The organism is Candidatus Kryptoniota bacterium, assembly GCA_036567965.1.
In the GTDB taxonomy this organism is placed as follows: domain Bacteria; phylum Bacteroidota; class Ignavibacteria; order Kryptoniales; family JAKASW01; genus JAKASW01.
The window spans coordinates 15,037-36,742 of the sequence record DATCTN010000007.1 but is presented as its reverse complement, the minus strand read 5'-3'; the positions used below and the strand labels follow the sequence as shown (position 1 = coordinate 36,742).

Here is a 21,706-nt window from a genome sequence, read left to right as displayed (position 1 = left end):
TTTAGTTCTTAGTTAGTAAGTAATTCATCGGGTCGAGATTCTTCCCGTCCTGCCACAACTCGAAATGAAGATGCGGGCCCGTGCTGGTCACGCCGGTAGAACCGACAAGGGCAATCGCTTCACCTCTCGAGACTCTTGCGCCGACCTGCGTCAGAATACGTTCACAATGTTTGTACACAGTGACGAAATCGCCAGGGTGAACAATGATGAGAGTATTTCCGCCGGTCACAGTCCAGTCTGTAAAGATCACCTGGCCTGGAGCTGGCGCAACAATCGGCTCTCCGCTGTTCGCCGAGATGTCTACACCATAATGTTGGATTGTGTAATTGACGTCTCTACTCACGAATCCCGACACGGGCATAATAAAAGGCAATATCGATGGGCCGTTCTCGGGAGAAGTAACCTGGACGGGTGCTGACTTAGCCGACTGGTAATTTGCGTTGTAAGCTTGCGGTGGTACGTTAGTGACCGGAGCCCCGGAAGATTCATCGCGACTTTCCTCGGTCGCGGCTGGGCTCCCGGCATCCGGAGAGGTGGCTGTATCACCAAGCGCGTTTCTCAATCTCAAATTGTAAGATGCCAAATAAGTAAGTTGTTTTTGAACAGTGTCGACTTTTGCAGCGAGAGACTGGACTCGCTCCAGCTGCTCCTCCTGCGTGCTGAAATAAGCCGGCAAAATATATTTTCCGAGCGGGGTGTGGATCATGGCCAGTATGCTCAGGGCGCTTACCGCCCCGACAACCACTACGACAACGATCGCCAGCTGGATTTTCGAAGCTTTGAAAGTCCTTGATGGCTTGTTTGCACCCGATAATACAACAAACGTCAGCTTTGCTGACGCTTCATTCTCGTGCGAAGATTTATGCTGCATATCTCAGAACCAGTAAATATAGACATGGCTGGTCAGAATGTCAATGAAGTGATTTGCCGTAATGGACGATGAATTCTGGATTTAAAAAAGGCCGTGCACATCCGATTAGCGGAGTTCGTGGCGTCGGGAAAATAACTCACTGCCGGGGTTCTTGAATAATGCGCCCTTATTCAATATTCTTGAATGGAATAACGAGGACCGTTGTCCGGCAACTTCCCTATCGCGTCTCCGTTCGGAAAGCGATCGGACTCTACAAATAACTTACTGGATCACGCTCTATGAAGATTTGGGACCGATGATATTCCCGATTCATCGTTCGAGAGAGGAGAAGACATGAAGAAGATAGATGTTGACAGGAAGAAGGATCCCTCGGCGGCACATAATGAGAGCGCTTACAGAACTCTTCTCGCCAATCTAGAGACATTAAAGAAGGAGGTGAGGAAAGGAGGAGGTTCCGACGCGGCGGACCGTCAGATGAAGCGCGGAAAGCTGCTCGTTCGCGAACGAGTCCGAACGTTGATCGATCCAGGTTCATCGTTCCTGGAGATAGGCACACTGGCGGCGCTTGGGAACTACGAAGAGTACGGAGGCGCACCCTCCGCGGGAATCGTTACGGGAATCGGCAAGATCCATGGAAAGGACGTCGTGATTGTAGCTAACGACGCGACCGTCAAGGCAGGAGCTTATTTCCCTCTTACGATCAAGAAAAATCTTCGCGCACAGGAAATAGCGATGCAGAACAGGATTCCGATTATTTATCTAGTGGACTCCGCGGGAGTCTTCCTACCCATGCAGTCGGAAATTTTTCCAGACAGAGATCACTTCGGCAGAATATTTTACAATAATGCTCTTCTCAGCTCGATGGGCGTTCCACAGATCGCCGCTATAATGGGTCCGTGTGTCGCGGGTGGAGCATACCTTCCTATCATGAGCGACGAATCAATAATTGTTGAAGGTACCGGTAGTGTGTATCTCGCAGGGCCGCATCTTGTAAAAGCAGCAATCGGAGAGGAGACAGACACTGAGCAGCTCGGCGGATCTGAAACTCACACCGCAATCTCCGGGATCGCCGACTATAAAGTGAAGTCAGACGCCGAGGCCTTGGAGTTGATTCGCGGGCTGGTTGGGAAAATCGGTCCCCACCCGACCGCGGGTTTCAATCGGACAAAATCTCGACCGCCGGCAAGTCGACCCGAGGAGATATACGGAAACATCCCCGTTGACAGAAGCAAGCCTTATGACATGTACGAAATAATTGGACGACTTGTGGATAACGGCGAACTCGATGAGTACAAACTCACCTACGGCATGTCTCTAATATGTGCTTACGCGCGGATCGACGGCTGGGCCGTGGGCATTGTAGCAAATCAGCGGACGACGGTTAAGGCGAAGCGACCTGACAATTCGAGCGAAATGCAGATCGGTGGAGTCATCTATTCGGACAGCGCTGACAAGGGAGCGAGATTCGTGATGAATTGTAACCAAAAGCGAATCCCGCTCGTATTCTTACAAGACGTTACCGGTTTCATGGTCGGTACCCGCGCTGAAAGAGGCGGCATAATCAAAGACGGAGCGAAATTGGTCAACGCGGTTTCAAACTCTACGGTCCCAAAGTTCACCATAATCATTGGAAACAGCTTCGGTGCTGGAAATTACGCGATGTGCGGGAAAGCTTATGAACCTCGGCTTATCTTCGCTTGGCCGTCGGCTAGAATTGCTGTCATGGGCGGAGAGCAGTCGAGCCAGACACTCCTCAGCATCAAGCTCCAACAGATAGAAAGGGAGGGAAGGAAAATATCTAAAGAGGAACAGGCCGTTCTCCTGCGAGAAATCAAAGACCGATACGAAAAAGAGATGGATCCGACGTTTGCCGCATCGAGACTCTGGATCGACGACATCATAGATCCCGCCGATACGCGCAACGTCATTTCTACGGGGATTGAGATTGCTAACAACAATCCCGATATCGGCCACTTCAATGTCGGTGTCCTGCAAACTTGATGTCGGTTGTTATCCGCATAACAGGAGTAATTATTCTTGTCGCGGCACTCGCTGACAAGGCGGATGCGCAACTCGATTTCCTCAGAAAGATATTCGAGCCGCAGGTTTTCCAGGTCTCGGAGAAGCTTCGCGATTATATCCGGACTGAATTGCCGCCTCCGACACACGATCGGCTTCAGGAACTCAAGAACGTCGACTTGATATTTGTCAAGGCAATGGAGTTCTCGAAAAAACAGATTCCGACCTGTCTCCTTGCCGCTTCCATTGCAGTGTTGAACAGGACAGACATTAAACCGACGTTTCCTCTTCTCGGAATGATCAGACTTCCCCTCCCGGCCGAGGATTCATCAGACGCCGCGGCCAGGATCCGAAATCTCCCGAGATACATTTTTTCAGATTCTCCGCAGGATTCGTTCGGAGACTCGGACAAGCTGGTCCATTTTTTCGGTTCCGCTTATTTGAGTTATGCAACGGGCACTAATCAGGTCCCTGATGCAATTGGGAAATGGATTGAAGACGGTGAGGTTGCATTCAAGCTCGACACCAAAGTGGACCCGAGAGATGTTTTCGCGAATGAACTAGGTCAGCAGTTCGGTGTCGCCATAAGCCAAGGAAGAGACGTTCTCCCTTCGGATTTCCTGAACGCGACCTACATCAAGAGATAAGCTTCCTAAGAATATCCAGGTCCTCCGGGGTGGTGACCTTGAAATTGGGGTGCTCCGGCTCGACAACGAATGCGTGCTTTCCAATTCCTTCAAGAAGCATTATCTCGTCCGTTAATCCGGCAAGATCCCTTGCGCGATCATACGCTTTCGACAGCAGACTCTTCCTGATTACCTGGGGTGTTTGGGCGGCGTACAAACTTGCGCGATCGATGGTGCCTCTGCAAAAGCCCTCGCCGTCGACTTGCTTGAGCGTATCCTTGACCCTGACCGCGAGGAGTGCTGCGTCGTGCTTGCGGCAGGCGTCGATCACGCGGCCGAGATCGGATGGATGCAGTAACGGTCTGGCAGCATCGTGGACGCAAACGAGATCGCCATCGGAGAGAGAATCCCTGACAGCGTCGAAGGCCCGTTTCACCGAGACCGCTCGCGCAGCACCTCCTTCAACCACCATAATTTTTTTCGCCCCTGAGGCGGCGGCGATCTTCCGAAATGTCGACATCTCGCCGGCAGGAACGGCGACACAAATAATATCGACACCGGGAAACGAAGAGAAGAGATCGAGGAGTCGGAGTATAATAGGCCTGCCTCCGACATCGATGAGTGGTTTCGAAATACCGCCCAGGCGTTTGCCCGATCCCGCAGCGGGAATTATTACAGCAATCGCGTCGGTCATTCAGAGAATGAGCATTGCGTCGCCGTAACTGTAAAACCGGTAGGACTCTTTTGTCGCTTTCTTGTAAGCCCGCATCATGAAGTCGTGACCGGCAAAGGCGCTCACGAGCATGATCAGTGTCGTCTCCGGAAGGTGAAAGTTAGTAACAAGATGGTCGACGACTTTGAATTCGTACGGCGGATATATGAATTTGTCAGTCCAGCCCTTTCCGGATTTCACATGATTGTCCGTGGTGAGATTCGATTCGAGGACCCTCACGACGGAAGTGCCAACCGCGAAAATATTCTTCCGGGAGTCTATCGAATCGTTAACGCCCTTCGCGGTCTCCGGTGGAATCTCGAAATACTCCGAATCCATTCTGTGCTTTGTAAGATCTTCCACATCGACAGTACGGAAAGTCCCGATCCCGATGTGCAGGACCACGGGAAGTATCTTGACGCCCTTCTTCTCAAGTTTCGTAATCAGCCTTTTCGAGAAGTGGAGTCCTGCGGTCGGCGCAGCTACAGCTCCAACGACCCGGGCGTAAATAGTCTGATAATCTTCCTTGTCCTGTTCAGTAGCGTCTCGTTTAATGTAATTCGGCAGCGGCATTTGCCCGATCTTATCGAGGATCTTGTAGATGTCGCCTTTATAATTAAACTTGATCGTTCGTCCGCGGCTGGTCGTATTGTCTATGACCTCCGCATAGATCTTCTCATCGTCGAAATAGATCTTATTTCCGATCCTTACCTTCCGAGCGGGCTCGACGACCACATCCCAAATTCCCTCTTCGTGATTGAGTTCTCTTAGAAGGAGGACTTCGATTTTCGCATTCGTCTTTTCCTTCCTGCCGAGAAGTCTGGCCGGAAAGACTTTAGTCTCGTTCACGACGAGCGAATCTCCTTTTTGAAAATATTCGGAGACCTCATAGAAGACCTTCTCTTCTATTTGTTGCGTCTTCCTGTCGAGCACCATCAGGCGCGCGTGGTCGCGAGGCTGAGCCGGGGACTTGGCAATCAGGCTTCGCGGAATTGCGTACTTGAAGTCCGTGAGTTTCATCATATACTTATTCCTTCATCTCGTCATGACCCGACGGAAGTGAGAGCTCCCGCCGGGTCCAACGTTTATATCCCTACTTCTTTCTTGACTTAGGCGACCTCTTGCCTTCGCCTTTTTTCGGTTCGGCCGGATATCTCAACGCAGCACGTGCCGCCGCTAGACGTGCGATCGGCACCCTATACGGTGAACAACTCACGTAGTTCAGGCCGATCATGTGACAGAACTCGACCGACGACGGCTCACCTCCATGCTCGCCGCAGATGCCGATCTTAAGATCCGCGCGAACCGAACGCCCTTTTTCTTTCGCCATCTTCATAAGCAATCCGACTCCGTCACGATCCAGCACTTCGAAGGGATCCTTGGCGTAGATTTCCATTTCTGTGTAAGGGATAAGAAATCTTCCCGCATCGTCTCGGCTTACGCCGAGCGTAGTTTGAGTGAGGTCGTTGGTCCCGAAGCTGAAGAATTCCGCCTCCTTTGCAATCTCGTCGGCGGTTAATGCTCCGCGCGGCACTTCTATCATCGTTCCGACGTGGTAGTCAAACTTCACGCCTTTTTCCTTCATCACTTCTACCGCTGCTGCTCGGACGATCTTCGCTTGATTCTCGAGCTCCTTAACATTTCCCACGAGGGGAATCATCACTTCGGGCTCCACCTTGGTGCCCTTTTTCTGGACATTCGCTGCAGCTTCGAAAATTGCGCGCGACTGCATCTCAGTGATTTCCGGATAGATTATCCCGAGCCGGCATCCCCTGAAACCAAGCATCGGGTTGAACTCGTGAAGATCTTCCACTCTCTGCCGCACTTTCTCGAAACTGATCCCCATCTGGCCAGCGAGCTCGCGTTGAGGCTTCTCTTCGTGCGGAAGGAACTCGTGAAGAGGCGGATCGAGAGTCCTTATCGTAACGGGCTTTCCGTTCATCGCCTCGAATATTCCCTCGAAGTCGGTTCTCTGCAAAGGCAGAAGCTTTGCCAGAGCCTTTTTCCTTGCGTCGAGAGTGTCGGCCAGGATCATCTCACGCATCGGTCCGATCTTTCCCTCACCAAAGAACATGTGTTCGGTACGGCAGAGACCGATACCCTCCGCGCCAAACGCAACAGCGTTTGAAGCCTGGTCGGGCTGATCGGCGTTAGTACGGATGTTAAGAAGTCTGTACTTGTCGGCCCAGTCCATGATCCTGGTGAACTGCTGGTATATCGGCGCGCTTTTCGGATCCAGGGTCTTGTCGATGACAACCTGAAGAACTTCGGACGGTTTTGTCGGGAGCTTACCTTCAATCACTTCCCCAGTCGAACCATCAATTGAGATCCAGTCACCTTCTTTGACGGTCTTTCCCTTCACTTGCATCGTGTGCGTTGAATAGTCGATCTCCAGCGATGAGCAGCCCACGATGCAGACTTTGCCCATTTGTCTCGCGACAAGCGCGGCGTGAGATGTCATACCACCTCTTGCCGTCAGGATACCTGCAGAAGCGTTCATGCCTCTGATATCTTCGGGAGAAGTCTCAATTCTGGTGAGTATCACCTGCTCTCCGCGTTTGTTCCATTCTTCCGCGTCCGGTGCATTGAATACTACCCGGCCCGTCGCGGCGCCCGGGCCGGCATTCAGACCTTTGGCAAGAAGACGGTTTCCTTTGACGGCGGCGTCTTTTTCTTTCAAGTCGAAGACCGGCCGGAGCAACTGGTTAAGCTGATCAGGCTCAATCCTGTTAAGCGCCTCCTTTTCCGAAATCAGCTTCTCGGAAACCATGTCGACAGCGATCTTGATCGCAGCAAATGCCGTCCGCTTTCCGACACGGCATTGGAGCATGTACAACTTCCCTTCCTGGATCGTGAACTCTATATCGTTCATGTCCCGATAATGCTTTTCCAGCACGTGGCGGATTTTCTCGAGCTGCTTGTAGATTCTCGGATTCTGCTCTGCAAGTTTCGCGATGGGAATAGGAGTGCGGATACCTGCGACGACATCTTCGCCCTGCGCGTTCATGAGGTATTCGCCGTAGAAAACGTTTTCTCCTGCGGCAGGATCACGCGTGAAGGCGACTCCGGTGCCGGACGTCTCGCCCATGTTTCCAAACACCATTGCTACCACGCTCACGGCCGTGCCCCATGATTCCGGTATATCATACATCTTGCGATAGGCAATCGCGCGGTCGTTGTTCCATGAACCGAAGACAGCCCCTATCGCTCCCCACAACTGTTCCATCGGCGATTCCGGAAAGTCGTGGCCGGTTTTTTCTTTGATCGCTTTCTTGAATGATGCCACGAGACCTTTCAGATCGTCAGCCGTAAGCTCTGTGTCATGGTGGACACCTTTCTCTTTCTTCTTTTTTTCGATTATTGCCTCGAAAGGATCAATCTCATCTTTGTGGACCGGCTTCAAACCCAGTACTACGTCACCGTACATTTGCACGAAACGCCTGTAAGCGTCGTATGCGAACCTCGGATTGTTTGTCTTCTTCGCGAGTCCTTCAACCACGACATCATTGAGACCGAGATTGAGGATTGTGTCCATCATGCCCGGCATCGAAGCTCTTGCACCGGACCTGACAGATACCAGAAGCGGATTATTCTTGTCGCCGAATTTCGTCCCAACGGACGACTCGAGTCGCTTCATCGCCTTTTCTACTTCGACTTTCAGTATCTTCGGATACGATCTCTTGTTTGCATAATAGTACGTGCAGACTTCAGTCGTAATCGTAAATCCCGGTGGCACAGGCAAACCTATGTTAGTCATTTCCGCCAGGTTAGCCCCTTTGCCACCCAACAGGTTTTTCATTTCGGCCTTTCCATCGGCTTTGCCATTGCCGAAGAAATAGACGTATTTCACTTTACTCATTGTTTGACCTCCATTGAGCGTATTTTTCTGAATGTTGGTTATCTTCCATTTGACGGGCGAACAGATCGAGAACGCCATGAGCAAAAGGATTCTCAAAATCCATTCGTTCGGGATGCCATTGTACCAGCACGATCTTGCTTGTCAACTCTTCATCGCCTTCCAAAGCTTCTACGGTTCCGTCTTCCGCCCGCGCTGCCAGCTTCAGGCCTTTCCCGATTCTTTCCACGGCCTGATGATGAGCGCTGTTCACTGTACCACTTTCCCTTCCCACAAACTTGCCAAGCTTTGAACTTGGTACGACTTTGATAGTATGAGTCCTGTCGACGTCCTCCTTGACTTCATCATGTTTTCTAGCGTGGTATTTTTGGAGATCGAGAATCAGTGTCCCGCCGAGATACACGTTTACTACCTGAATGCCGCGGCAAATTCCAAGGATCGGCAGTCCGAGCTTCATAGATTTCTCTATCAACTTGAATTCAAACCCATCCCTTTCAGAATCGACCTCAACAGTCTCATCGGCCCAGTCGCCGAAGAGTTCCGGCGCCACATCCTTCCCGCCGGTCAATACAAGTCCGTCGCAGCTTTTAAGCTCGCCATCGTTCCCTCTTCCCGCCGACAAAATGACCGTGGATGAACCCGGTATCCTGCTCACAAACTTTTCATAATTCTTGTTTTTCTTGCCGCAATCCGACAGAGCGATCTTAAACATAGACAGCTCCGAGTGCTGTTGACAACGCGGCGTCTATGTGCTCACTGCCGAAATTCACAACCGCTTTCTCCTGAAGCGCGTATATGCGTTTCACATCGTCGTGTCCGTTCAACTCCCCGTCAAGAAAAATCCTCACGGCGTCTTTGGAAGTTGTGACGGCAATCGACTCATCATTGCCGCCGAAAATTTCGTCAAGATCGTACTCATCGTACCAGTGATGATCGCGGAAGGCTTTCACGCCGGTCACATTTAGATTGAGTCTCCGGACTCCGTCAAAGAAAGCATCAGGGCCGGCGATGCCACAAAATGCCACTACCTCTCTTTCACGGAGCTGATCCGTCGAATATACCGATCCTGCAACATCTGCGAAATGCGAGAGCAAGAAACTCACTCCCGCAACGGCCGCATCGCTGAACTTCCTCAATATGCCGAAATCCGTTTCGTGCAGACCAAACCGTTCGTGAGACGTGAGGACGATGATCTGTGCCTGACCCAGGCGTTTTTTCGAGTCGCGCAGATTTCCGGACGGGAGATATTGATCGGTCAGATCAGCCAGCGAGTCTCTCATCAACACAAAATCTGCATCGCGAGCCAGCTCTCGATTTTGAAATCCGTCATCGAGGATAAAGATATCGGCGCCACACTTTTCAATAACCTCCATCCCTGCTTTGAATCGGTCCCTATTGACCGCCACCGGAACGGCAGGAAAAGATTGCGAGATCAATGCGGGCTCATCGCCCAATGAGCGAACGTCGGCCATGAAGCCTTGAGCAGGACAAGAGATCGCAAGATCTTCCGTTAATCTCATATACCCGCGGGACAAAACTGCCGGTTTACGACCTGACTCGAGGAGTTTCCCGATGAGGTACATTGTGAACGGCGTCTTCCCTGATCCCCCGACTGAGATATTCCCCACGGACAATACCGGCGCGGGAAGATGCTCGGAGTTCAACAATTCATGATCATACGCGTAATTGCGCGCAGTGACCGCAGCAGCATATAGTGCATCGAACGGATACAATATTTTTCTCGCCAAGTCCTTCATCAGATCGAATTCAAAATCAATTTAGCCGCCCTGTCCGTCGCACCTTTTTCACCGAGGATCCTGCGGACCTCTTTATACTCATTTCTCATCTTCTCCGCGACACCGCCCGCGACGAGCATCTCTCTTACTGCCTCTGCAACTTCTCCCGGTTTAAAATTCCCCTGGACAAACTCTTTGACAATTTCCTTCCCTGCAACGATGTTCACGAGAGATATCGATTTCAATTTTACGAGCGATCTGCCAATCAGGTAATTCAACCAGCCGGTTTTGTAGACAACCGCAATCGGCAGTCCATAAAGTGCTGCTTCCAAAGTCGCTGTGCCGCTGGCGATAATCCCGGCATCTGAAGAAATGAGTAACGACTCGACGTCAGGACAAAGCAGTGGATAGGCGCGAGAACCGGCCGTGAGCTCATCATATATCTTAGACCCTATTCCGGGAGCGCATCCGATGACAGTGACAATCTTAATTGTTTCGTGTGGTAGACCCCCAGCCAGTAACTCAGCCGTTCGGAGCATACCAGGAAGTATCCTTCTGATTTCCTGAAGTCGGCTTCCTGGAAGGAGCGCCAGAATTTTCGATCCCTCCGCAATGCCATATTTCTTTTTAAATTCCGAGAAGGACGAGCTGTCGGGATGAGTTATTTCATCAACGAGTGGATGCCCTACCCAGTGGGCGTCGATTCCTTCCTCCTTGTACATTTCCTCTTCAAATTTGAAAACAGTCAGCATCAGGTCGACTGTGCGCCGTATTTTTTCGATTCTTCCTTTTCCCCACGCCCAGACCTGAGGACTTATGAAGTAAATTACCTTGAGCCCTCGGGCTCTGGCGAGCGCAGCGAAACGAAGATTGAAGCCGGGATAATCGACAAGTATTACGCCGTCCGGCTTCCTGGCGTCGATAGATTCGATGAGTTCCCTGCTCACTCTTCTTAAAAAAGGAATCCTGAAAAGCACTTCAGAAAATCCCATTACCGACATTTCTCTGACATGGTGCATAAGCGCGACGCCTGCTTCCTTCATCCTGTCTCCGCCGACGCCATATAACCTGACATCCGCAGCTTTTTGCAGACTTTCGGCAAGAAGAGCTGCGTGCTTGTCGCCTGATGTCTCGCCTGCGATAATCATCAGCGTCGATGTCAACTTGCACCTCGAACAATATAAATCACACAGAGGAGGCAGCTGATCGAGGCGAACGCTAGAAGCGACGATCTTTCAGAACGAAGCGCCCTCTTCGTGTTCGGAACGAGCACTTGTCCTGAGACAAAGCGGGAAAGTCGCGGTATGAATCGAGGCACCTTACTCGCGTAATCGTTCCAGCCGGAAAAAGTCTCTGCCAGATACTTCTCTTCAATGCCGACTATCGCGGAATACTGAAGCGCGAAATAGATTACGGCAATCACCTGGAGGTACGGGGTGAGTGCGTTCGACATAATTCCTACACCGAGATAGAGGATGACATTGCCCACGTACAGGGGATTTCTCACAAATGAATAGGGACCGCTAGTCACGAGCTGAGTTCCGCCCACTCTGCCGGTTGTTCTTGTCTCGCTTCCGGCGTACGCTACTCCCCAGAACCGCACCGATTCTCCAACCAGCGCGATCAGGAAACCTGCAACGAGTGACGCGATGGTCGGCGAGGAGAAGAGTAGCATGACAATCAAGAACGGAATGGGAGTGTAGCTCCTGAACGTAAATAGCTGACTCTTCCAGTTTTTGTTTTCAGTAGGATCCGTCACTCGGCGAGATACGCCTCCCTGCGTCTCAGTTCTGCCTGGTGTCTCTTTCTGATGCCGCCGGCCTCTATCATTTTTCTGAATTTCATTAAAATATCTTCAAACGTCCTGAACGGTTGATATGTGATATTGTTCTCCTGACAATATCTGAGGAGTTCGTCTTTCGCGAACACCACGTCCGCGTACTTGACCGCACATCGGTCGGAGAATCCGTTGCCGATGTATATGATCGCGTCATCGATACCGCTGTGCGAGAGTATCTGGAATCCTTTGCAGTTGGCGCACCACTTACAATCCGATTCGTAAGGTGTGTCGACTTCAAGCCGGTCGGAAACGAAACGCGCACGATTGGAATAGACGGGAAGACCGGCTATTGCATTCTTCTCCATGATCCTCTCAATATAAAAATCCAATCCGTCACTCAAGACCGTGATCTCAATTCCCGCTGTCCTGCAATAATCAAGGAACGTAAGAAAGGTCATGTCAATGTCGAGACTCTCAACGAACCTGACCGCCTCAGTGTAGGAAGTGCGGACGGTCGCGGCCTCCCCAAGGAGAAGCTCCTTACCAGAGAGTGTCCCCGCCTTCCACTTACGGACCAGTTCAAGTGAGACCTTTTCATCTCCGAATTTTCTGAAGAATGCGTTGCCGACATCTTGTTTTGTTATAGTCCCGTCGAAGTCTACAAACACTCTTGGAATAAGCCTGCTCACTGCTTCATGACCCAATCATCCACGAATCTTACGGCTACTACTTTTGAAACTCCCTGTTCCTCCATCGTGACACCATAAAGTGTGTCAGCCGCTTCCATCGTACGCTTGTTATGAGTGATCACGATGAACTGAGTATCGCTGGAAAACTTCTTAATCATGCGAACGTAATTATCCGTGTTGTTGTCGTCGAGCGGTCCGTCGACTTCATCGAGGATACAGAACGGGCTGGGCTTGACGAGATATATCGCGAACAGGAGCGCGATTGCCGTCAACGTCTTTTCTCCCGCCGATAGGAGATCGATCGATTGCGGTCTTTTCCCGGCGGGCTTGGCAAATATTTCGATCTTCGCCTCGAGCGGATCGATGTTTTGCTCAAGTTTCAGCTCCGCTTCGCCTCCGTCGAAAAGACTTCGGAATGTCGTCTTGAAGTTGTCTGAAATCTGGTCGAATGTCTCTAGAAACTTCTGATGCGCCGTATGATTTATTTCTTCAATAGTAGTAGAAAGCGTTTTTTCAGCTTCAAACAGATCGCTTCTCTGACCGGTAAGAAAATCAAAGCGCTGCTTTTCCTCGTTATATTCCGAAAATGCAACGAGGTTGACCGGGCCAAATGATTCAACTCTCCCCTTCAGGTAGTTGACCCTTTCGTGAGCCGCCGTCGTATCGAAGTCACCGGGGATCTTCAATGATTCAATCGATTGCTGACCAAGGTCCAGATTGAACTCCTCTTTCCCTCTTTCCAGGATTGCATTGGAGTGTGCTTCAAGTTCGCTGATCTTCAGGTTCACCTGATGGGCCGCCTCCACAGCAAGCTCATGGCTTGCCCTCGCGTCCTTCAGCTTCTTCTCCTCGACTTCATCTGACTCCCTTTTTGCCGAGACCTTGTTATCCAGCTCTTTCATTTGAAAGTCGAGAGCCTGAGTTTCCGTTGCGAGGCTTGCCCTTTGCTCGTCCAGCTCGTTCACCTTCTGTTGCGACTGTTCAATAACGGTAGAGGTAGTTGACATTTCTTCCAGGGCTCGTGCTATCCCTTCCACATTTGTGCTGACCTGTTCCTGCGAGGTCTGTATTTCTCGCTTTAGGAAATTCAGCTTGTTAATACATTCAATATGGCGAGCCTGGGCGTCACGAAGTTCTTCATTATTCCGGCGGTATTCCTCTTCGATGTGCTTCAACGCTTCGAGGGACGCCTGGTACTCATGATCCGCCGCGCCCTTCGAAGAGTTCAGCCCCGTAAGTGCCAGTTCGCATGCTTCAAGTTCACCGCGCGATTCCGATATTTCGATCTCGAGTCTTGCTGCCCGCGTTGCAAGATCAGCTATCTGCGTCTCGATGGCATTATAAGTCCGTTCCGTTTCAACGTTTGACTGCTCGATCCTGGCAAGCTTCAGTTCCATTTCTCGAAGCGTCTCGTTGCCACTCTTTATGGGCAAGAGATCCATTTCAGACTGAAGGGTCTCCACAGCGTGCTCAAGATCTGCGAGCTCGCGATTGAGAGTGGAGTTTTCGTTTTTCAACTCCTCCAACTGCCTTAGCTTGCCGACCCGACCTCCTTCGGTCTTCCTGATGCTTCCGCCCCGGATAATTCCCCTTGCGGAATAAACATCGCCTGCGAAATTGACGCAGACCAACGAAGGATCCTGGCTCAGAATCCTTTCAGCCTCTGAATAGTTATTCACGACAACCACATTCTCGAAAAAGTACCTTGCCAGAACTTCATTCTCAGACGAAGTCTGCACCTGGTCGATAAGTCTTTTGAAGCTTCCGCCGGGAGACTTCCGCATCGGCGCCGATACTCGATCCAGGCACACGAAAGTCACCTTGCCCAGGTCTCTGCTTCTCAGCGCATCGACCGCGCTCAACGCAGTGTGCTCGTCCTGAGAAACGAGATAGTTCGAAGCCTCTCCCAGGATTGACTCCGCAGCAATCCTGTACTCCTGGTTGACATAAAAGAGATCGCTGAGTATCTCGAACTTTGGTAGGCCTCCGATCTCTCCACGCGCGAGCGCTTTTGCGCCATCAGGAACCCCTTCGAGATGCTCGACAAGTCCGTTAAGAAAATCGATCCTCGCCTGGTTCGACTGGGCATTCTCACGAACCTTTTGAGCTTCGCTCTTGGTTCTCTCGATTTTTCCGAACAGGTCCTCCCTGTGCCTTTCGAGGTCGCTGAGTTTTTCTTTCTCTGCATCTATTTGACGGCCAAGTGATTCTTTTTCGCGTCCAGCTTCGGCAAGCCTGTCGGAGAGTTCCTTCGCTTCGTTGTCCAGCTGGGTCTTCCTTGCCGCGAGTTCATCGCTGTGCGATCTGACCCGTTCCAGTCGCGCATGGGCTCGTTCGCGTTCGTTCTGCTTCAGCGCCAGCTCGTTGAGAATCCTGATCAGGTTTTCGTGATCGAGATTCGATTTCTCCCGGGCGGCAAAAAGTTGCTCCTCAAATTTCTTAAAGTCGTCCTGTTCCTTGTTCAGATCTGCAGAGAGCTCCCGTTCTTCTTCCTCGCTTTCCTTGAGACTTATCTGTAATTCTTCTGTCTGCTGCTGCAAATTCTCATTCTTCGCCGAGAGATCGATCCTCCTCTTCTCAAGGGATGACATATTCTCGGAGAGCCCTCTCTTCCGCTCGACAAGAACCGCGATTTCCTCTTCGACGGCGTGCAGCTGGTCCTGCTTCTGCGATCTCTGCAAACGCAGTGAGGCCGAGCTCCTGTCGAGGTCTGCTATCTCGGACCTGATGAGTCTGAGCAATTCCTCCTGGTGCGAAAGTGCGGAGAGAGTATTGGCCTTTTCGCTTTCACTTTGGACGAGACTCTCCTTCAGGGGAGCAATCTTATTCAGGACTGAATGATATTCGGAGAACAAGTACTGTCGCTCGAGAGAACCTAGTTCGTCCACGAACCTCTTGTACTGCTCTGCCTTTTTAGCTTGCCTTTCGAGTGAGTTGACCTTCTTCTCGATTTCGGAAATCAGGTCGTTCACTCGCAGCAGATCACGCTGGACGTCTTCGAGCTTTCCCAGGGCCGCTTTCCTTCGCGACTTGTATTTCGTCACGCCGGAAGCCTCTTCGAACATCTTCCTTCGCTCGTCGGTGTTCTCCCTGAGAATATCTTCGACCATCTTCAACTCGATCACCGAATACGCACTTGCGGCCATCCCGGAATCCATAAGCATATCCTGGATGTCCTTCAAGCGACACTGGTTCTTATTTATAAAATATTCGCTCTCTCCGGAGCGAAATACACGACGGGTCAGGCTCACCTCTGCATAGTCAACAGGGAGGAGTCCCTTATCGTTCTTAATCGTTATTGTCACTTCCGCCATGCCGAGCGGCTTCCTATCTTTGGAGCCGTTGAAGATAACGTTCTCCATCGAATCGCTTCTCAACATGCTGGTACGCTGCTCGCCGAGGACCCAGCGTATCGAATCGAGTACATTGGTTTTACCGCAGCCGTTCGGCCCGACGACGGAGGTGATGCCGCCCTCGAAAGACAATTCGGTTCTGGTCGCGAAAGACTTGAATCCGTACAACTCTAGTTTAGAAAGGAACATCTAGGCAGCTCTGTTTTCGACCATAAATCTGTAGAAGAATTTCGCGTAAGGTATGATGCCGTTCGCGCCGTTATAATAAAACGCGACGAGGAGGACGACTATTATCACTAGTAGCGACCCAATAACCCCGACTCGCGCAATCGGCAGATCATAGATGACTCCTATGCCGTGAAACAACCTCAAGAGGCTGAGGACAAACAATGCACCGAGAACAATTATGGCGGCCCATACGAACCTTGGATCGCCGAGAAGACGAAAGAGTATCATGTCTGCCAGGATAAGAATCGCCATAGGCAGCATCGACCAGGTCGCCACGGTGAAGGCACTCAGGAGCTGGAGCCTGATTTTCACGATATACGAGACGAGCTTTATTATGAACGTCGTAATCGAAACCAGAAGCATAAACAAAACGGTCATCGCAACAATAAACTCCATCGGATGCCAGATCAGGTAATCCACTTTTATCTTTATGAAGTCACTGGGAATTATCAATCCGAGGAGCCTGTCAAAGACATAATTGTCCCTGAAAGCAAATGTGAGGCTCGAGAGATAAATAGAAATTCCAGCCGAGACTAGGAAGAGGACGGTGAGCGTCTGGAATGCCGAAATCATCCGCTGGTCGCGGATGTCCGCGAAGAAATTATAAGGACGAAATACAGCGCGGGCCGCGCTTTCGCGGAACCACCGCCGGCTGTAGTGGAGATATGTCACGATCACGAGGAGCAAAGTCGACAGCACCACGTAGATGATCGGAGGTGTGTCGCTGTAGTTGCCGATCGGGAGACTCGGAAGGGTTTCATCGTTGAACAGTGCCCTCACCGCGGCAAACGAAGGACGCTTTTCTCTCCAGAAGCTAACAAGCCCGAAAGTGTAGAGGTACGGATGACCATTCGGCATAAGGTGCGGAACTGCGCCTTGCCAGTCCGCGAAACTGTTTATCGAGACGCCGGCAAAGTTCGCATCGTCGATCGCTTCGTACGCATCGACCAGGTACCTTGCCTGGTGCTCGAGCGAAAGAGGATCGGAATAACCGTTATGATTATCGACCTGAGTTTGCGTACCCACCGAAGACACGAAGAAGACCGTGCTCGGATACCGGGTGGATAAATCGTTTATGACCGACTTCAGAGATCTGGCGGAGTTCAATGGCGTGAGGTCAATTCCTACGAAGTCGGCGTCGGTGGCAGCACCATCATTCATCCCTGAGAGGGGCGTGTAATAAACCAGCTTATCTGTCTCATTATGAATAATGCTTGCGACGGAGCTGACATATTCCCTGGTGCCCTCGGCACCCGGGTCGATATTAGTCCCCGCTGATATTGCCACTATGGACGGATGATAAAATGTTTGCTGGATAACTTCTCTCAGGTAACCGATGAGTGCACCCTGGTATTGATGCGACTCGAGGACTGATTCCGGGGCGTCGCTCAATGGCATTTCTTCAAATACAAGGAGACCGAACTTGTCGCAAAGATCAAGAAGTTCCTGTGACGGTGGATACCCTACCACCCGGATCGCATTGGCGCCGAGCGTTTTGATCACCGCAATGTCCTTCTCTAGTCCCACCTCGTCGACGGCAGCATTTACTTTCGGCAGATCGGCGACATAGTTCACACTCTTGATGAACATCCGCTCGCCATTCAGATAGAACTTGCCTCCTGTGATTCCAAACGACCTGAACCCGATATTCTCTGCGTACTCATCTATAACTCCTGAAGTACCCGAAACGAATATTTGAAGCTCGTACAAGTTAGGATAAGATGGACTCCACAAATTCGGGTGCTGAAGAATCAGAGAGAGATGAACTTTCGCATTGTGATTCTGAGAAAGTTCAAAAGTATTGTCCTGCGACTTCGCTACCATTTTGCCGCTCGTCTTGTCGAAGAGCTCCGCGTGCACCTTGAGCGGAATTGTGGTGGCGCTCGAATCGATTCCGTACCTCGAGTAGTCGGAGGCATATACGACTACGTCGCTCTCAAGGTCCGCCACATTTTCACTGACAGCAGACTTCACTACGGGCCTGTCGACATAGATTGGAGGCTTCACCTCCATGTAAACATCCCTGAACAGTCCAGCGAAGCATTTCTGTTGAAATGCGAGTTGTTTTAACGGGATGGAGGAAGCAGGGTCAAGTTCGTCATTGCAGATCAGGTCTATGACGTTCTCACTGCCCGCCTGAAGTAGACGGTCAGGTATCCTCGCGTTGATTCTTGAATAAGCACCGTTATGAATTGCGACAAACTCATTGTCGACCCGAATCTCGGTTGAGACACCGGCATTTCCAAACACAAGGCTGAAGATGTTATGGTCTACAAATTCTTTGGGAATGAAAAGTCGTTTTTCAAACGTAACCTTTCCGTCGTCGTCCAGTGTAGAGGGAATCATTACAGTGCGCCATTCATTCCCGCCGTCGGTTGAAAGTCTCCACTTCCCGCCAAGGTCTATTCTGCCACGGGTTGGCGTGATCTGGTCGTATTTCAGACCATTTTGAAGAAGTTCGGTCTGCGGATCAGACTGCTGGCCAAAGGAGATTGCAGGATAAATCAGAAAAAGCACGACGAAAATAAGGTGGGAAGGCTTTCCGCTAAACATTTATTGAGGTTTAACTCCCATCGTTTCTAAATTTAACAAATTTTAGAGGGGAATGCAATGAGATGGACAGGGAATTTGCCCCTGAATTCAATAACTTAGTGGATTTCCGGTCTCAAGATTGTGGTTTCCCGGCTTCCTGAACGAGTTGGACTGAATGGCCCGAAGATTTTCAGCTTACACGTTCAAGCACAAATTCAGTCAACTTCATCAGCGATTCCTTTGCTTCAGAATCCGCCAGTATCTCAAGCTTCTTTCTTGCCTTCGAGACAAATTCTTCCGCTTTCTCATGGGCCTTCGTAATGCCGTTATAGTTTTCGGCAAAATCTATGACTTCCCCGATCCGCGAACCTCTTCGTCCGTTCTTCAACAATCTAAGAGCCGATCTCGCATCTTTCTTCGGCGCGTTCTGGATAGCATATATAAGCGGGAGCGTTACCTTCCTCTCACGGATGTCTCCACCTATTGGTTTGCCAAGCGTGGCTCTCTTCCCTTCATAGTCGAGAATATCATCCTGTATCTGGAATGCGATGCCTAGATACTCACCAAATTCTCGAAGTGCCGCAACGACATTTTCGTCGTCTGTAGCGCTGACTGCTCCAAGTTCGCAGCAGGTCGACAAGAGAGAAGCGGTCTTGTCTGAAATTATTCTGAAATATGTCTGCTCATCTATATCGAGCTGTCTCGACTTTTGAATCTGCAGCAGCTCGCCTTCGCTCATTCTTTTTACCGCAACCGAGCTGATCTCAAGAAATCTGAATTCTTTGTTCAACAAAGAAAGAAGGAGACCTCGGGAAAGAAGGTAGTCCCCCATCAGAACAGCCGTCTTATTTTTCCAGGCGGCATTTATCGAGGCAATTCCGCGGCGCGTATCCGCGTTGTCAACCACATCATCGTGGATCAGTGTCGCGGTATGGAGGAGCTCAACCAGGGAGGCGGCACGGTAGGTGCTCGGGTTAATTCCACCACATGCTTTTGCAGAAAGGAGAACGAGAAGCGGCCGGATCTTTTTCCCTTTCTGACGAAGGATATAGCGGGCAATGAGATCTACGAGCCCGATATCAGAACGGATGGCGGTCTTAAACTCGCCGTTGAATTGCCGGATCTCTTCTTTTACGGGCAGTATTATCTCGTTTAAATTCAACGATCACCTTGCGAAATTAGGATGCTGCCTCCTCTTTCTTGGCTTTCGACGACCGCACAAACTTTACGACAAATATGGAAACTTCATAAAGGAGGTACAGCGGGATTGCAACCATGATCTGGCTCGCAACGTCCGGACCGGGTGTAATCGCAGCGGCAACGAGGAGGATTAAAATGATCGCGTGTCGTCTATACTTCTTCAGAAATTGGGGACTCAGGATTCCTATTTTTGCGAGAAAGAAAGAGAGCATCGGCAGTTCAAAGACCACACCGCACGCAAGGATCATTCCGGTGATGAAACCGAAATAAGCCTGGACATCGATGATATTTTCGATAGATGGAGATCCAAAGCCCGAAAAGAATCCGAGAGCGTTTGGAATCAATATGAAATATCCGAATGCACCGCCGACGAGAAAGAAGAAAGTGGAGAAAAAGACGATAGAGCTGACGTACTTTCTTTCATTCGGGTATAAAGCAGGCTGGACAAATTTCCAGAACTGATAGAGAGTATTTGGTAAACTGAGTATCAGACCGGCGATGAACACTAGCTCCATATAGAGCATGAGCTGGCCGTACGGCTTGAGGTTCTGAATCTTGAGCGGCGGCTTGCTGTGGATGGCCGGCGAAAGAAGAAATTTATTAACGATGGCGTCTGCGAAGACGGCACAGATGATTGTCCCGATTGCTATTCCCACCAGCGACCATATCAGCCGCATCCTCAATTCTTCGAGGTGGTCCCAGAAAGACATTTCTTTCTGAGATACGTCGGCGAGTTCGGGATTTGCCGTGTCCATCTCCATCAACCAACCGTCGGGAATTCCTTAGCGTAATCGTAGAGCGGGAACCTGCCGCAGAGTTCAGCGACGTTCTCCCTGACCTCGCGGTACACTTTATCGTTGCCGATGTTCGAGACTATTGTGTCGATGAACGTTGCGATGTGTACCATTTCAGTTTCGGTAAAGCCGCGCGTCGTCACCGCGGGTGTGCCGATCCTGATTCCACTCGTGATGAGGGGTGATTTGTCGTCGAATGGGACCATATTTTTGTTTACCGTGATTCCGCTTTGCTCGAGTGCCTTCTCGGCATCCTTACCGGAAACATTCTTGTTCCGCAGATCGACGAGCATAAGATGGTTGTCGGTTCCGCCGGAAACTAGTTGGTAACCCTTCTTCGTAAGTTCGTCAGCGAGCTTTCGCGCATTCGCAATGATCTGTTTTGTGTAAGTCTTGTAGGATTCTCCGAGCGCTTCGCCAAAAGCCACTGCTTTCGCCGCGATCACGTGCATCAACGGCCCGCCCTGTATTCCGGGCATGACGTTCGAATCAACTAACTCGGACATCATCTTGAGACGTCCCGATTTCGGAGCGACCTGCCCGAACGGGTTTTCATAATCAGCACCAATAAGTATCAGTCCTCCTCGCGGTCCCCGGAGAGTCTTGTGGGTAGTCGAAGTCACTATATGACAATATGGAAGAGGATCGTTGAGGAGTTTGGTCGCGATCAGTCCGGCGGGATGCGCGATATCCGCCATGAGGAAAGCACCCGTCCGATCCGCAATTTCCCGGAACGATTTGAAATCAATGTCTCGAGAATAGGCACTTGCGCCAACCACAATCATTTTCGGCTTGTGCTCGCGTGCAAGCTTCTCGACCTCGGAGATGTCGATCCTGCCTGAGCTCCTGTCGACACCATATGGGATGACATTAAAGAGCTTTCCGCTGAAATTTACGGGCGAACCGTGAGTGAGATGGCCGCCGTGGGAAAGATTCATTCCAAGAATCGTGTCTCCCGGTTTTATGAAAGAAAAATACGCCGCCATGTTCGCCTGACTTCCGGCGTGCGGCTGCACATTCGCGTATCCTGCTCCGAAGAGTTTCTTCACCCTGTCTCGTGCGATGTTCTCAGCCACATCGACAAATTCGCAGCCGCCGTAATATCTTTTTCCAGGATATCCTTCCGCATATTTGTTCGTGAGCACGCTTCCCAAAGCTGAAAGAACCGAAGTGCTGACGAAGTTTTCGGAAGCGATAAGTTCTATGGTAGTATTCTGTCGTTCAGTCTCATGGGCTATGGCAGCATATACTTCAGGATCGGACTGCCTTAGAATTTCTGCTGCATCCATTAGGGGTTCCTCTCTTGATTG

Annotated in this window: 16 protein-coding genes; 2 read left to right on the top strand and 14 right to left on the bottom strand. The window is 50.7% G+C overall.

Annotated features, from left to right (window positions below; genetic code table 11):
• Nucleotide 1 precedes the first annotated feature (1 nt).
• Nucleotides 2–871, bottom strand: coding sequence for a M23 family metallopeptidase (locus VIS48_01740; protein HEY9164862.1), 870 nt, complete (start codon nt 869–871; stop codon nt 2–4).
• A gap of 333 nt (nt 872–1,204) precedes the next feature.
• Here VIS48_01740 and VIS48_01735 point away from each other — a divergent pair, with 333 nt between their 5' ends.
• Entirely contained in the window at nt 1,205–2,872 is a 1,668-nt protein-coding gene (locus VIS48_01735) for a carboxyl transferase domain-containing protein (GenBank protein ID HEY9164861.1), read from the top strand.
• Nucleotides 2,872–3,537 carry a hypothetical protein gene (locus VIS48_01730; GenBank protein HEY9164860.1) on the top strand — a complete coding sequence of 222 codons (666 nt, stop codon included), beginning with the start codon at nt 2,872–2,874 and terminating at the stop codon, nt 3,535–3,537. Before VIS48_01735 ends, VIS48_01730 begins: the two co-directional genes overlap by 1 nt.
• Here VIS48_01730 and ispD read toward each other — a convergent pair.
• The 13 genes from ispD to glyA form a co-directional block, all read right to left on the bottom strand.
• A complete protein-coding gene (gene ispD / locus VIS48_01725) occupies nt 3,527–4,210 on the bottom strand; it encodes a 2-C-methyl-D-erythritol 4-phosphate cytidylyltransferase (GenBank protein ID HEY9164859.1) in 684 nt (227 codons plus the stop codon). The two genes, VIS48_01730 and ispD, sit on opposite strands and share 11 nt — an antisense overlap.
• Complete coding sequence (gene queA / locus VIS48_01720; GenBank protein ID HEY9164858.1) at nt 4,211–5,248, bottom strand: tRNA preQ1(34) S-adenosylmethionine ribosyltransferase-isomerase QueA; 1,038 nt, start codon at nt 5,246–5,248, stop codon at nt 4,211–4,213.
• A gap of 73 nt (nt 5,249–5,321) precedes the next feature.
• The gene (gene ppdK / locus VIS48_01715; GenBank protein HEY9164857.1) at nt 5,322–8,087 is read right to left on the bottom strand and encodes a pyruvate, phosphate dikinase; all 2,766 of its coding nucleotides are present in this window, start codon (nt 8,085–8,087) and stop codon (nt 5,322–5,324) included.
• Entirely contained in the window at nt 8,080–8,796 is a 717-nt protein-coding gene (locus VIS48_01710) for a gamma-glutamyl-gamma-aminobutyrate hydrolase family protein (protein HEY9164856.1), read from the bottom strand. The genes ppdK and VIS48_01710 overlap by 8 nt, the downstream gene beginning before the upstream one ends.
• Complete coding sequence (lpxK, locus tag VIS48_01705) at nt 8,789–9,841, bottom strand: tetraacyldisaccharide 4'-kinase (GenBank protein HEY9164855.1); 1,053 nt, start codon at nt 9,839–9,841, stop codon at nt 8,789–8,791. Before lpxK ends, VIS48_01710 begins: the two co-directional genes overlap by 8 nt.
• Nucleotides 9,841–10,983, bottom strand: a complete 1,143-nt coding sequence (gene lpxB / locus VIS48_01700) for a lipid-A-disaccharide synthase (protein HEY9164854.1) — start codon at nt 10,981–10,983, stop codon at nt 9,841–9,843. Before lpxB ends, lpxK begins: the two co-directional genes overlap by 1 nt.
• Nucleotides 10,980–11,579 (bottom strand): isoprenylcysteine carboxylmethyltransferase family protein, encoded by a 600-nt coding sequence (locus tag VIS48_01695; GenBank protein HEY9164853.1) that lies wholly within the window; start codon nt 11,577–11,579, stop codon nt 10,980–10,982. The genes lpxB and VIS48_01695 overlap by 4 nt, the downstream gene beginning before the upstream one ends.
• Nucleotides 11,576–12,289: an MtnX-like HAD-IB family phosphatase gene (locus VIS48_01690; protein ID HEY9164852.1), complete on the bottom strand. Its 714-nt coding sequence runs from the start codon at nt 12,287–12,289 to the stop codon at nt 11,576–11,578. The genes VIS48_01695 and VIS48_01690 overlap by 4 nt, the downstream gene beginning before the upstream one ends.
• Entirely contained in the window at nt 12,286–15,831 is a 3,546-nt protein-coding gene (smc, locus tag VIS48_01685; GenBank protein ID HEY9164851.1) for a chromosome segregation protein SMC, read from the bottom strand. The genes VIS48_01690 and smc overlap by 4 nt, the downstream gene beginning before the upstream one ends.
• Nucleotides 15,832–18,423 (bottom strand): glycoside hydrolase family 2 TIM barrel-domain containing protein, encoded by a 2,592-nt coding sequence (locus tag VIS48_01680; protein HEY9164850.1) that lies wholly within the window; start codon nt 18,421–18,423, stop codon nt 15,832–15,834.
• 169 nt (nt 18,424–18,592) lie between these two features.
• Nucleotides 18,593–19,564, bottom strand: a complete 972-nt coding sequence (locus VIS48_01675) for a polyprenyl synthetase family protein (protein ID HEY9164849.1) — start codon at nt 19,562–19,564, stop codon at nt 18,593–18,595.
• Nucleotides 19,565–19,580: 16 nt separating this feature from the next.
• The gene (gene tatC / locus VIS48_01670) at nt 19,581–20,363 is read right to left on the bottom strand and encodes a twin-arginine translocase subunit TatC (protein HEY9164848.1); all 783 of its coding nucleotides are present in this window, start codon (nt 20,361–20,363) and stop codon (nt 19,581–19,583) included.
• Nucleotides 20,363–21,685, bottom strand: coding sequence for a serine hydroxymethyltransferase (glyA, locus tag VIS48_01665; protein HEY9164847.1), 1,323 nt, complete (start codon nt 21,683–21,685; stop codon nt 20,363–20,365). The genes tatC and glyA overlap by 1 nt, the downstream gene beginning before the upstream one ends.
• Between the last annotated feature and the right edge of the window lie 21 nt (nt 21,686–21,706).

Coding starts and splice junctions, on each gene's coding strand:
- VIS48_01740 (HEY9164862.1), bottom strand. CDS start 871: ATGCAGCATAAATCTTCGCACGAGAATGAAGCGTCAGCAAAGCTGACG.
- VIS48_01735 (HEY9164861.1), top strand. CDS start 1,205: ATGAAGAAGATAGATGTTGACAGGAAGAAGGATCCCTCGGCGGCACAT.
- VIS48_01730 (HEY9164860.1), top strand. CDS start 2,872: ATGTCGGTTGTTATCCGCATAACAGGAGTAATTATTCTTGTCGCGGCA.
- ispD (HEY9164859.1), bottom strand. CDS start 4,210: ATGACCGACGCGATTGCTGTAATAATTCCCGCTGCGGGATCGGGCAAA.
- queA (HEY9164858.1), bottom strand. CDS start 5,248: ATGAAACTCACGGACTTCAAGTACGCAATTCCGCGAAGCCTGATTGCC.
- ppdK (HEY9164857.1), bottom strand. CDS start 8,087: ATGAGTAAAGTGAAATACGTCTATTTCTTCGGCAATGGCAAAGCCGAT.
- VIS48_01710 (HEY9164856.1), bottom strand. CDS start 8,796: ATGTTTAAGATCGCTCTGTCGGATTGCGGCAAGAAAAACAAGAATTAT.
- lpxK (HEY9164855.1), bottom strand. CDS start 9,841: ATGAAGGACTTGGCGAGAAAAATATTGTATCCGTTCGATGCACTATAT.
- smc (HEY9164851.1), bottom strand. CDS start 15,831: ATGTTCCTTTCTAAACTAGAGTTGTACGGATTCAAGTCTTTCGCGACC.
- VIS48_01680 (HEY9164850.1), bottom strand. CDS start 18,423: ATGTTTAGCGGAAAGCCTTCCCACCTTATTTTCGTCGTGCTTTTTCTG.
- tatC (HEY9164848.1), bottom strand. CDS start 20,363: ATGGAGATGGACACGGCAAATCCCGAACTCGCCGACGTATCTCAGAAA.
- glyA (HEY9164847.1), bottom strand. CDS start 21,685: ATGGATGCAGCAGAAATTCTAAGGCAGTCCGATCCTGAAGTATATGCT.